This window comes from Chitinophaga sp. 9-1-y (genome assembly GCF_059511905.2).
Genome location: NZ_CM197955.1, coordinates 7,852,848 through 7,865,679, shown reverse-complemented (window position 1 = coordinate 7,865,679; position 12,832 = coordinate 7,852,848). Strand labels below are relative to the sequence as shown.

8 protein-coding genes are annotated in these 12,832 nt (G+C 44.7%); 3 read left to right on the top strand and 5 right to left on the bottom strand.

Annotation, left to right across the window (positions count from 1 at the left end; genetic code table 11):
* Positions 1-4 precede the first annotated feature (4 nt).
* Both AC5ZC7_RS31395 and AC5ZC7_RS31390 read right to left on the bottom strand, forming a co-directional pair.
* Positions 5-1,225 (bottom strand): tetratricopeptide repeat protein, encoded by a 1,221-nt coding sequence (locus AC5ZC7_RS31395; RefSeq protein WP_496161423.1) that lies wholly within the window; start codon positions 1,223-1,225, stop codon positions 5-7.
* A 5-nt stretch (positions 1,226-1,230) separates the two neighbouring features.
* Complete coding sequence (locus AC5ZC7_RS31390; RefSeq protein WP_496161424.1) at positions 1,231-2,559, bottom strand: AAA family ATPase; 1,329 nt, start codon at positions 2,557-2,559, stop codon at positions 1,231-1,233.
* A 415-nt stretch (positions 2,560-2,974) separates the two neighbouring features.
* Here AC5ZC7_RS31390 and AC5ZC7_RS31385 point away from each other — a divergent pair, with 415 nt between their 5' ends.
* Both AC5ZC7_RS31385 and AC5ZC7_RS31380 read left to right on the top strand, forming a co-directional pair.
* Positions 2,975-3,430, top strand: coding sequence for a hypothetical protein (locus AC5ZC7_RS31385; RefSeq protein ID WP_496161425.1), 456 nt, complete (start codon positions 2,975-2,977; stop codon positions 3,428-3,430).
* Positions 3,431-3,743: 313 nt separating this feature from the next.
* A complete protein-coding gene (locus AC5ZC7_RS31380) occupies positions 3,744-6,977 on the top strand; it encodes an outer membrane beta-barrel protein (protein ID WP_496161426.1) in 3,234 nt (1,077 codons plus the stop codon).
* Between the two features lie 81 nt (positions 6,978-7,058).
* Here the strand turns inward: AC5ZC7_RS31380 and AC5ZC7_RS31375 are convergent, their stop codons facing one another.
* The gene (locus AC5ZC7_RS31375; protein WP_496161427.1) at positions 7,059-7,760 is read right to left on the bottom strand and encodes an SIMPL domain-containing protein; all 702 of its coding nucleotides are present in this window, start codon (positions 7,758-7,760) and stop codon (positions 7,059-7,061) included.
* A gap of 190 nt (positions 7,761-7,950) precedes the next feature.
* The gene (mfd, locus tag AC5ZC7_RS31370) at positions 7,951-11,328 is read right to left on the bottom strand and encodes a transcription-repair coupling factor (protein WP_496161428.1); all 3,378 of its coding nucleotides are present in this window, start codon (positions 11,326-11,328) and stop codon (positions 7,951-7,953) included.
* Positions 11,329-11,483: 155 nt separating this feature from the next.
* On the opposite strand from mfd, the gene AC5ZC7_RS31365 reads away from it, so the two are divergent.
* On the top strand, positions 11,484-12,206 hold the full coding sequence (locus tag AC5ZC7_RS31365) for an FAD-binding oxidoreductase (protein ID WP_496161429.1): 723 nt from the start codon (positions 11,484-11,486) through the stop codon (positions 12,204-12,206).
* Here the strand turns inward: AC5ZC7_RS31365 and AC5ZC7_RS31360 are convergent, their stop codons facing one another.
* Entirely contained in the window at positions 12,207-12,788 is a 582-nt protein-coding gene (locus AC5ZC7_RS31360) for a hypothetical protein (RefSeq protein ID WP_496161430.1), read from the bottom strand.
* Between the last annotated feature and the right edge of the window lie 44 nt (positions 12,789-12,832).

Genomic DNA, 12,832 nt, shown 5'->3' with positions numbered 1-12,832 from the left:
TTTTTTATTTTTCTTTCGTCAGTATAAAATTCGCTAAAATCTGGTAGCCGAAGACGCCTATCAACATAACGGTAACGAATATATTAAATGGTTCGTTTGTTATAAAAGTAAAGCCTACTCCTAATATTCCCAATGCTACGAGTGCCCAGACATACCACTTTGTAAAATTACGGTACTTCTTTCCATCGGCAACATATAGTCCGGCTGAAGGTAACAGCATTACGCCGCTACAGATACACAGCGCCAGTAAGCCATTTATACCCGTGAGCATAAATGCCGCCCCTGAGAGCAGTGTGGCACCCAGCAGGATACCTACGATATTGGATACTTTCGTTTGTTCCGGGCTCAAGGCATATCTGCCGTAGGGATTGAGGCGAAGAAACAGGTTACTCACCGGTGTAATCAGCCAGGTGGAAATAGCAATCAAGGCCAGTATAACATATAGAGGGAAGTAATACTGATTAGCCACTTGCGTGAGCACAAAAATTGCGATAATGATAGCCCATTGCGTACCTGCTTTCTGGCGACCCATAAAGAAGGAATAATTCAGGAACTGCCGGTATAGCCAGTATTTGGCTTTCATAGCCTGTACCATGCCGTTGCGGGCCAATTCATTATTGGGATCAATTTTCAAAGATTCTCTGAAATGTTCCAACGCCTTGCGATGGTCATTTACTTCCAGCCATTTCCAACCGAGGTTGGCGTGGGTGTAAGCATTTTCCGGGTTATGCTCCAGGGCTTCATGCAAATTAGAGAAGGCTTCCTCTTTTCTGCCCAAACTAAACAGCGCATGGGATCGCAGGTTCAAACAAATTTCATCTTCCGGATTCAGCGCCAGGCCTTCTTCTGCCTTTTGCAGGGCTGCTTCATACTCCTTCTTATTCAGCAGTATCTGGCTCCACATGGCAAAATAATGCGCATAACCAGGATTGATGGCTACTGCGCTGCTGATAGCCCTGATGGCTTCCGCATACTGATTTTTAATGAAAGCAATTCTTGATTGCAGATACAGGAACCGGTCGTCGTAAGGGGCGAAGCTCAGTGTATTGGCCGCTACCTGCTCCGCTTCTGCTATATTGCCTGTTTCGAGGTAGCAGATGGTCAGCAGGTAAAGGCCTTCCGTATCATGCGCGTTCATGCTCAGGTGTTGACGTAATGCCGTGAAGGCATCCTCAAAGCGACCTTGTTGTAACAAAATATGAGCGCGCTGAATTAATACAGCCATAAACGTTATTTCTTAATATCCAGGTATTTCAGAACATCATCATAAAGACCGGTTTCATTTGAATACAATGCGTAGTTACGGGCGGTATTAAACCATTCCCTGGTGGTAGGCTTATGTATTTTAGCGGCTTTTAAAAGTTCTTTCTGTGTGATAGGCTGTGGTGTACCTTTTTGTAATGCTTCCAGCAATTTTTCTTCTATCGCAATGTCAACGATGGCTTTGAGATCAGCACCGGAATAGCCGGCGGTGGCTTTAGCCAAAGCGTTGTAGTTGATATCGCTTACTGGTTTATTGCGTAGTTGCAGTTTCAGTATTTCTTCGCGGCCATCTGCTTCCGGAGGCGCTACGAAAATGATTCTGTCGAAACGGCCGGGGCGGCGGAATGCCGGATCCAGGCTCCATGGTGCATTAGTAGCGCCAATGATCAGTATGTTTTCATTATTGGCGGCAATGCCATCCATTTCCGCGAGGAACTGGTTAATAATATGTGTTGCGCCAGACTGCCGGAGTGCAGAGCGGTTAGCGCCCAATGCGTCTACCTCATCAAAAAACAATACGCAGGGCTTACTTTGCCGGGCGAGTTCAAACAGGCTGTGGAGGTTTTTTTCACTGGTACCTACCCACATGTCCAGCACATCATGAATGCCTACATTGATGAATTCCGCCTGTATTTGTCCGGCGGTAGCTTTGGCGAGGTAAGTTTTACCGCAGCCGGGAGGGCCATACAATAAAATGCCACCGCCTGCTTTTTTACCGTAAGCTTTATAAAGATCAGGAAATTGCAGTGGCTTAATGATCTTCAGATCTATTTCCTGCTTTTCTCTTTCCATGCCACCTACATCGGAAAAATTGATTTCTGGTTTTTCCAGCATGAACAGGTTTTCGCTTTCTTCTTCGTCTTCATCTTCCTCGTTAAAGGAAACGGGGGCGGACTGAGCTACGCGGAAAAGACTGTCCAGGGCTTCATCACGGAAACCGGGATTTATTTGCAGTAAGTGCTGGTAGATTTCTTTCGCCTGCGGCATAGACTGCTCTTTCACCAGGATGCGGCAATGTAATAGTAACGCGTCGAAATGGTCCGGTTCGCGGTGTTCCAGTTGTTCCAGTACCACAATGGCCGCAGAATATTTCTGCTGATGATAAAAGGTGCGCGCCAGGCCGAGCTGGGCGGCAGTGTTAGTGGAAGAAAGCTCTAATACTTTCCTGTATTGCTCTTCCGCTGCGATATATTCATAGTCTTGCAGTAAAACCTGCGCCAGATGCATACGTAAGGGCACATTCTCCGGTGAAAACTGCACCGCCTCCTGTAATTGCTTGATTACTTCCGATGACATAATGTGCTTTTAAAATATTCAGTAACGCCGTAATAATACGTAATTCGGAGGCAAAAAAATTGTTAATTATGGTGTGTAGTCCGTGTTAAAGGGCAACAGCAGGAAAATGTTATCTCCGGAGATCATAATATATTAAAGGTATCTGTTCATGATATGTTGATCGGGTAGGCTTTCCCGGTTTATTTTCTCCCGGGAACAGTCTGCATCCATTGTTGGGGCTGTTTGATTCCCATCTTGCCATATATATATTTTTTTAATTCGTATTTTTTTATATATATTGCACCCACATTATCCCTATGCCAACAGTCTTGACCAGTATCCTATGTTAATTTAAATTATCGCTGGCCGCCACCATAGCGGCCGGCACTGGTTTTTCCTGATAAAAAGCGGCATACCAAACAAAAAACGTTATGTGATGCGTATTACATTATTATTGGTAGCCATGATTGCCATATTGGGCCTGAATGCCTGCAATCCAAAAAAAGAAGAGGCGAAGCCTAACAGCAGTTTTTCCTTTAAACTGGATAAGGACACTTACCAGTCTAATGCCACGGAAGCGTATGTTACAGACACCGTTTATGCAGGAAAGAAAACCCTGGTAGTAGACGGGGTGACCAACAACTTCGGCTACCACATGGAGCTGATGATTACATTCCCTAAAGATAGTCTTACCACTGGTACGTTTGGCGGTGTAGAGATGTCGCTCATGCAGATCCAGCAAAAGGAAATAGGGTATACCGGTCAAAATATCAAAGTAAATATAACGAGCATTAATAGTAAACATGCAGAGGGTACATTCTCTGGTGTATTATCAAATGGTGATATTGAAAAACCTTTAACGGACGGGACTTTCAAAGTCGAAATTTATTAACATCATTTTCTGATGACTTTTTACAGCAGCCCTGCCTTTAAAGGCGGGGCTTTTTCGTATATACGTTAAGGTTATATTATGTTGTTTATTGTTTACGCTTAGTTAACAATTAATTTGTACCCCCTTTTTTCGGTGCTGTTAACATTAAGGTTAAATTGAGCAGTAAAAATGATGTTATTTTAACCCAAAAAACAAACAATCCCGTTTTTTCGGTTCACTTTATGCACTCCTTAACAATTCCGTAATAATCTGTTAACATTCTGGTTGTTTTAGACTGTTTCCTTTGCACCTGTAAATACTTACAAAACAGTTTATGAAATCATTCTTTACGCTATTAGCTAGCTTTCTTGTAATTCTTTTTTACAACAACGTGCAGGCACAGGTAACTACTTCCGTGATATCGGGTAAGGTATCCGATCCGGGTGGTCAGGCTATCCCTGGCGTTACAGTAGTAATAGTAAACAACAGTACCGGCGCAAAATCCGGCGTTCAGACCAACACAGACGGCCGCTATATCCTGCCGAACCTGAACCCAGGTGGTCCATATACCATCACTGTTTCATTCATTGGATATAAAAAAGAAGTAAAATCAGACGTTAACCTCGGATTGGGTACCACCAATTTCAACTTTAAATTAGCAGAAGAATCAACTGCACTGAGTGAAGTAGTCGTAACAGGAACGCCAGGCGCCGGCAAAGCTGGTGGCACCAGGGTAGGACAAGAGCAGATCAAAACGCTCCCTTCCATGAGCCGCAGCCTGCAGGATCTTACTAAAGTAACGCCACAGAGCAACAACAACTCCTTCCTGGGTACTAACTACCGTTACAATAACGTAACCCTGGATGGTGCTATCAACAACGATGCGATTGGTTTCAGCCCTTCCTTAGGTGGACAGAGCAATACCAGCGGTCAGCCAGGTAGCTCTACCCGTACTAATCCCGTGTCGCTGGATGCGATCCAGGATGTACAGGTATTACTGGCTCCATTTGACGTGAAAGTAGGTAACTTCCTTGGTGGTAGCGTTAACGCGGTAACCCGCAGCGGTACCAACGAAGTACACGGTTCCGTGTATGGCTTTGGCCGTAATGCTTCCATGATCGGTAAAAACAACGCCGGTGATGGTTCTAAATTACCCAGCGACTTCCACGAATACCAAACTGGTGTACGTGTTGGTTTCCCAATCATCAAAAACAAATTATTCTTCTTCACTAACGAAGAAATTACCCGTCGTGTAGATCCGGTTATCCTCGCTGCAGGTTCTGCTGATAACGGTGGTATCTTAACAGAAAAAGATGCAGCTGACATCACTGCTTTGATGAAAACCTACGGCGTAGACGCAGGTACTGCAGGTAACACCAGCATCTATTCTAATTCCAACAAATTCTTCAACAGGTTAGACTGGCACATCAATGCAAAACACCAGTTATCTGTTCGTAACAATACCATTACTTCTGAAGCCACCAACCTGGAACGCGATCAGCAAAACTTCCGTTTCAAAGGCATTGACTTCAAACAAACCAATAACCAGTCTTCTACTGTAGCAGAACTGAAGAGCAACTTCAACAACACCCTGTCTAACAGCTTGATCCTGGGCTACTCTTCTGTACACGACTACAGAGATCCATTGTCTGACCCGGCAACACCACAAATTCAGATTAAAGGCAGAACCCCAGGTTCTACCATCTTCCTCGGTACTGACCGTGAAGCAAGTATCTTTAATATGAAACAAAAGACGTTTGAAATCACCGATAACGTCACCATATTTAAAGGTAACCACACCATCACTGTAGGTACACACAATGAGTTCTACAACATCACTTACGGTTTCGTTAACTCCTGGAATGGCCGTCTGGATTATGACAGCATTCAGGCTTTCCTGGATAACAATCCTGCCCGTGTACGTGGTAACTTTAACTATACTAACAACTCACGCGATTACATCATGAATAATCCGCCAGCACAGTTTAAAGTAAACCTGCTGAGCTTATACGGACAGGATGAAATCCAACTGACGGATCGTTTCCGCATCACACCAGGTTTGCGTTTAGACTACACCGGTATTCCTAACAAACAACCGCTGAGCGATAAAACTAGTAAAGCACCAGAAGATCCTAACTACGGAACTACTTATACCTATACCAAACCAAAGGATATCAAAAACGATTTCCTGAATAACGTACAGTTCTCTCCACGCATCGGTTTCAACTACGATATCAAAGGTGATAACAGCCTGGTATTACGTGGTGGTAGCGGCTTGTTCACTGGTCGTATTCCTTTCGCATGGATTGGTTATGCTTACTATAACAATGGTGTTACTTACGGTGCATATGACAACAAAGCATCCAGCAAACCATTCGTAAATGGTCCGTTACCTGCAGCTAAACCTTCTGCAAATGGTATCGCTGATTTCGCCAAACAAAATAATGTAGACGTTAATAATGCAGCCGGTCCTACCCAGGTAGACATGATCGACAACAACTTCAAAATGCCACAGGTATGGAGAAGCAGCCTCGCCCTGGATTACACTACACATGATCAGTGGAAATTCAGCATCGAAGGTATCTATACCAAAGTAATCAAGGATCTGCAATTCCAACAGGTTAACCTGGTAGATAACCCTACTTACTATGCTTACGACGTAAACAAACAACAGCCGATCTTCTCCGGTAAAAAAATCAACACCTCGTATACCAACGCTTACCTCCTGTCTAACACTGACAAAGGTTACCGTTACAGCATTACCGGTCAGATCTCTAAAGTGTTCCCATTTGGTCTGAGCTTCATGACTGCTTACACTTACGGTCAGGCTAAAGATATCACCAATGGTATCCGTAACTCAATGGAGTCTAACTGGCAGCTGAACCAGGCCCTGAATCCTAACAACCCAGGTCTGGCTTACTCTAACTTTGATGTTCGTCACCGTATCGTAGCTACTGTTAGCTACAAACAAGACTGGGGTTCTAAAGGTAAATGGGTATCTACTTTCTCTGCCTTCTTTAACACTTCTTCCGGTTTACCATTCACTTACGGTTTCGTAAACGCTACCGTACAGGGTACTCCTCAGCAGGTGAGCCTGGCTTACATCCCGAAAGATGTAGCTGAAGCCACTAACTTCTTCACTGATAAAGTAGGTGGTGCTACTGCCGCTCAACAAGCTGCTGCTTTCATGGATCACGTAAACAGCGACAAATACCTGAGCAGCCGTAAAGGTGACTTCACTGAGCGTAACGGCGGACGTACTCCATGGAATACACAAGCTGACTTCCGTTTTGCACAGGACTTCAACATTAAAACACACAAGAGAGTACACACGATTACATTTACTTACGACATCGTGAATGTTACTAACCTGTTGAACAAAAACTGGGGTATCCAATACTTCTCACCAAACACTTTCAACTCTTCTGCGAGTGTTGGTCTGACACCTACTGGTAAAGTGGTTAACAACTATCCAACTTACTCTTATACCAACCCAGGTACTCCTTACTCCAAAGACTTCTTTGGATCCCGTCATCAAATGCAGATGGGTCTGAGATACAGCTTCTAATTTAACTGGATCTTTATAAACGAAAATCGCCCCCCGCTTTATGCGGGGGGCGATTTTTTTGTTATTACATCTCCAGCGTAATTATTTAATAGCAAATACTGCTCTTACTTCTGCGCGGATCTTAATAGTTTTGAATTCGATGTCTGAACCAGCGTCTTCAGCAACTGCTGCAGATTTGAAGTTCGCCATCATCATCGGACGTACATCGGTATAGTTATCGGTGCTCATTTCCTGGATTTCAATTACACCATCTACCTTGTTACCAATAGCAGTCAGCATATATTCTGCTTTTTCTTTTGCGGCCAGTAATGCTTTAATTTTTACTTCTTTACGGTATGCTTCCATTTTGCTGGAAGAATAAGAAGCGATTCTGGTGTTTTCAATTCCTTCTGCATCTACTGCACCCAGGATTTGATTGATTTTATCCAGTTTGGTTAATTTCAGGCGATACTGTTTGCGCGCCATAAATTCCTGTGGATCTTTCTTTTTACGCAATATCTCAAAGTTGTTGCCATACACGTTTTCAACGGTCAAATCATTCTTTGAAATACCAGCTTCCGCTACTGCTTTTTCCAATTGTTTTTCCAGTGTGCTGATGTCTACTTTGGTTTTACCTTTCAGGTATTCACGTAAAGAGATGTCGAAATAAATTTCATCCGGTGTTATTTCTATTTCTGCAGAACCATTTACTTCAATCTTTTTTACTGGTTGTTTATCCGCCTGTTGTGCAAAAGTGCTCAGGGCAAAAAATAAACCGGCTGCTAATAACATTACCTTTTTCATGTGTCGATGTTTTTCTATTGTTTTAAAAAATTTAGTTTCCGTTGTTGTTTACGCCCTCATGATGCGTGGTTAGAAAGTGATTCCACAAACGGGATTTTATAAAATTTTGTTAACGCTCAGTTACAGAAATAGCATTATACATTTCATATTATAAATGAAACGATTACAAAGAGATTATGTTACAGGGAGTTTATTTCCGGCTATCAGTCATTGCCTTCAGGAAGTCATAGAGATCGTTCATATGACGGATACGGGAAGCCACCAACATGAAGTTTTTGCCTACTTGTTTCAGTTTGGCGTTGTTGGTACGGGTTTGTATATACGTTAATATATGATTGAACGTAGGAGATTCGAAATAAGGGGAATCCGGGTTATTAATAAAGTAGCAACGCAGGTTTTCTTCTTTCAGCATCATTTTCTCGAAGCCCAACTGAATGGCCATCCAACGGCAGCGGATCATCGTGAGCAGGTCTTTTACCGGCTCCGGGAGCGGGCCGAAACGATCTGCCATATCCACTTCGAAAGCCTGCAATTTGCCCTCTTCCATGATATTGTCCAGTTCCTGGTAAAGGTTCAAACGTTCCTGGATACTTTCAATATAGGTATCCGGAATGAGAATTTCCAGGTCTGTATCAATGGTACAGTCGCTTACGAAATCTTTTTTCTCTTCCAGCTGATCTTTAAACAGGTCGCGGAATTCATTTTGCTTCAGTTCGCGGATGGCTTCGTCCAGGATTTTCTGGTACATATCAAAACCTATTTCTGCCATGAAACCGCTTTGTTCGCCACCCAGCAGGTTACCGGCTCCACGGATATCCAGGTCGCGCATAGCAATCTGGAAGCCGCTACCTAACTCACTGTGCTGTTCGAGTGTTTGCAGGCGCTTACGGCTATCTGAAGGCAACGTGCTCATAGGCGGCGCCAACAGGTAACAGAAAGCCTTTTTATTACTGCGTCCTACGCGACCACGCAGCTGATGCAGGTCGCTCAGTCCGAAGTGATGCGCATTATTAATGATGATCGTATTGGCATTGGGAATATCAACACCGCTTTCCACGATATTGGTACATACCAGTACATCGTATTTGCGGTCAATGAAATCGAGGATCACTTCCTCCAGTTGATGTCCTTCCAGTTGTCCATGTGCAGTGGCAATAGACAAGTCGGGGCATAATCCCTGGATTAGCCCGGCCATTTCTTTCAGCCCTTTTACCCGGTTGTGGATAAAGTATACCTGTCCGCCGCGTTCGGCCTCAAAGTAAATAGCGTCGCGGATCTGGTCCTGGTTAAATACCTGTACTTCTGTTTCAATAGCCTGCCTGTTGGGCGGAGGCGTGTTGATAACAGACAGGTCACGTGCACCCATCAACGAAAACTGCAATGTACGCGGTATAGGCGTTGCCGTTAGTGTGAGGGTATCTACGTTATGTTTTATTTGTTTCAGTTTTTCTTTGGCAGAAACACCGAATTTTTGTTCTTCATCTACCACCAGTACGCCAAGGTCTTTGAACTTCACTTCCTTACCCAGCAAGGCGTGGGTACCGATAATGATGTCAATTTTTCCTTCTTCGAGGCGTTTGAGTGTTTCTTTTTTCTCTTTGGAAGATTTGAACCTGTTCAGGTAATCTACTGTGCAGGGGAAATCTTTCAGACGGTCAGCAAAAGTTTTGTAGTGCTGGAAAGCCAGGATGGTAGTGGGTACCAGTACGGCAGCCTGTTTACCATCTACAATAGATTTAAAAGCTGCACGGATGGCCACTTCTGTTTTACCAAAGCCAACGTCGCCACACACCAGCCGATCCATTGGAGCGGGTGATTCCATGTCGCGTTTTACATCTGCGGTAGCTTTGCTTTGATCCGGGGTATCTTCATAAATGAAGGAAGCTTCCAGTTCTGTTTGCAGATAAGTATCTGGTGTATGCGCAAAGCCTTGCTGGGCTTTACGTACCGCATATAACTGTATCAGGTCTTTCGCAATATCTTTTACCTGCGTTTTGGCTTTCTCCTTCAGCTTATCCCAGGCATCGCTACCCAGTTTATTCACTTTAGGTTCTACGCCTTCTTTGCCGGTATATTTACTGATTTTGTGCAGGGAGTTGATATTTACATACAACAGGTCGTTGTTTTTGTAAATGATACGAATGGCTTCCTGCATTTTTCCTCCCACCTCAATTTTTTGCAGCCCGCTGTACATGCCTACGCCATGATCGATATGCGTCACAAAATCGCCGGATTGCAGCTCCCGCAAGGTTTTCATGGTAATTGCCTTATTCTTGTTGTAGGCTTGCTTTACCTTATACTTGTGGAAGCGCTGGAAGATCTGGTGATCCGTATAACAGGCCAGTTTCAGCGTATGATCAATAAACCCGTTGCTGATGGCTACGGGAATCGGGAAGAATACAAAATCTGCCTTGAGGTCTTCGAAAATACTCCGCAGGCGTTCCAGCTGACGGGGATTATCGGAGAATATAAAGAGGGAATATTTATTACTATTATGTTTGCCCAGATCTTTGATCAGTAAATCAAACTGCCGGTTAAATACCGGTTGTTCCTGTGTATCGAATATAATATCGGTGGGGGAGTAGCCTTTGTCCTTTAACCAGTCTTTGTTACCAAAAACGATGGTGGGCTTTTCCAGCAGCTGTTGCAGCAGTGGTGCGGCTTTCACAAAGTCATCTTCTTTCAGCACCATTTCCTCATCTTCATCCACTTTTACTTTCTGCCCGGTGAGCAGGAAGTCGTCCAGGCGTTGTTCCAGCTGTTCTATCACGCCTTGTACGTAGCCGGGATCTTTCATCCATACTACGGTATTGGCGGGGAGGAAGCTGGTGAGGGGAGTTTTACCGTGATCCGTGCTGGTGCCATGGGTATCCATGTTAGCGATGAGGGTCACCTGTGTGAGCTTGCGTTCACTCAGCTGAGACTCCGGATCAAACAGGCGGATGGAATCTATATCTTCCCCAAATAATTCAATACGGTAAGGCTTTTCATTACCAAAAGAGTAAATATCCAGGATACCCCCTCTTACGGCGTACTGGCCGGGTTCATACACAAAATCAGTGGCATGAAAGCCCCAGGACACCAGTTGTTCCAGCAGAGGATCTACTTTCAATACATCGCCTACTTTCAACTGCACCATATTGGCGCTGAAAGCCTGGTTGCCAGCAACCTTTTCCCAGAGCGCTTCGGGGTAGGTAACCAGTATTTTTTTGTGGACTTTATCGCCGGAAAACTTCATGAGGGCTTCCGTCCGCAGCATGCTATGGCTGCTGTTGATTTCGTGAAACTGCCCTGCTTTTTTGAAGGAATCCGGAAAATAGAAAATGTCCAGTGCCTGGCTGAGTTGTTCCAGGTCGTTATGGAAATAGGCTGCCTCCTCTTTATCGTTTAAGATGAAGAGATGGTTCGCATCTGCATGCGCCCAGGTGCTAACTGCCACAAAGTTTATTGCACTCCCACTAATGGAGGAAAGCTGAAAGTATTGTGGGGTGGGTGATTGTATCCCCTTCACCAGCGACTGCAGGCGAGCATCACGTTGAAATAATTGTAATACAGCCTGTAAATTCATGAAGAATGCAAAGGTAAAGAACATTTACCGATTTTGATATTGGGTTATCAAGATATTTGGAGAAGCCGGGGGCGTGGATCCTCAAATAATGAAATATCCAAATAATAAAAATGCCAGATTTTCACTATATTCAGTACGACCAAAACTCAACTTCCATGCTGGACCTATGGCATACAGGCATCGTTACAAAGTTGGTGGACGAAACCCACAATACCCGCCGCTTTTGGATCCAGGTACCGGACATGGATCGTTTCGACTTCAAGCCCGGGCAATTCGTTACCCTGGACCTACCCATCCACGAGAAAAAAAACAAGCGCTGGCGTAGCTATTCCATTGCCTCCCATCCCGATGGCAGCAATGTATTTGAGCTGGTGATTGTATTACTGGAAGGCGGGGTAGGCAGTACTTACCTGTTCAACGAAATAAAGGTAGGCAGCGAATTACTGCTGCGGGGGCCACAGGGAATTTTCGTACTACCGGAACCGTTAGACAAGGAATTATTTCTTATCTGTACCGGTACCGGCATTGCGCCCTTCCGTTCCATGGCTCATTACATACAGGAGCACCAGATTCCGCATGCACCCATACACCTTATTTTCGGCGTACGGTATCAGCATGACCTGTTATATGCCCAGGAAATGCAGCAATTGGCGGCATCGCTACCCAACTTCAATTATATTCCGACCCTGTCGCGCGACGAAAACTGGAGCGGCCGGAAAGGATATGTACACAATGTGTATGAAGAATTATTACAAAACGACAAGCGACCGGCCAATTTCTTCCTCTGTGGCTGGAAAGCCATGATAGACGAAGCCAAGCAACGCATTCAGGCGATGGGCTACGACCGGCACGCTATTCACCAGGAGCTGTACGGATAACTAGAAGCGATATCCCAGGCTCCACTCTGGTGTTGGGAAATTAGCAATATAACGTTTTGATCCTATCATCGACGCCCCTACTCTCATCAGCAAACGCCTGCCGATAGCGCGGCGGTAGTTAGCTGAAATCCAGCCCAATACGGCGTAACTGGTAGTAATATCATCGTACCATAGCGAATCGCCGAACAAATAGGTAGCGCCTGCGCCGATTTCCAGCATATTTTTGGAGGTAGGAGAAGATGCCAGCACATAATTTAGTCCAAGTAAAACGGTAGGCTTCCCATCATACCATTTGTAATATACAGGAACATCACTGGTGCCCTTCCATGAGTCTTCGTATGGCGGCACATACGCCACCGCGGCTCTGGCGCCTAACCCGGTATGACCGCTGTTGAAGCGAACATCGTACTGCAGGGATATACCACAGGCCGGACCGGCAAAAGCTACAGAAACTACCTGGTTATAAGGAGCGGATGTTTTCTTGGATCTGTTAGTGGAGAAATCTGAAGAAGAGGTTTGTGCAGCAGCGAACAAACCGGACATAGCAAGGGCTATGACAGTTACAAAAGTACGTATAGGCATAACAGTGGTTGCTTATTGTACTTATTTAACGGCCATAGCCCTTA

Bases quoted from the DNA above. Each gene is read 5' to 3' on its own strand.
- AC5ZC7_RS31395 (WP_496161423.1), bottom strand. From the start codon at position 1,225: ATGGCTGTATTAATTCAGCGCGCTCATATTTTGTTACAACAAGGTCGC.
- AC5ZC7_RS31390 (WP_496161424.1), bottom strand. From the start codon at position 2,559: ATGTCATCGGAAGTAATCAAGCAATTACAGGAGGCGGTGCAGTTTTCA.
- AC5ZC7_RS31385 (WP_496161425.1), top strand. From the start codon at position 2,975: ATGCGTATTACATTATTATTGGTAGCCATGATTGCCATATTGGGCCTG.
- AC5ZC7_RS31380 (WP_496161426.1), top strand. From the start codon at position 3,744: ATGAAATCATTCTTTACGCTATTAGCTAGCTTTCTTGTAATTCTTTTT.
- AC5ZC7_RS31375 (WP_496161427.1), bottom strand. From the start codon at position 7,760: ATGAAAAAGGTAATGTTATTAGCAGCCGGTTTATTTTTTGCCCTGAGC.
- mfd (WP_496161428.1), bottom strand. From the start codon at position 11,328: ATGAATTTACAGGCTGTATTACAATTATTTCAACGTGATGCTCGCCTG.
- AC5ZC7_RS31365 (WP_496161429.1), top strand. From the start codon at position 11,484: ATGCTGGACCTATGGCATACAGGCATCGTTACAAAGTTGGTGGACGAA.
- AC5ZC7_RS31360 (WP_496161430.1), bottom strand. From the start codon at position 12,788: ATGCCTATACGTACTTTTGTAACTGTCATAGCCCTTGCTATGTCCGGT.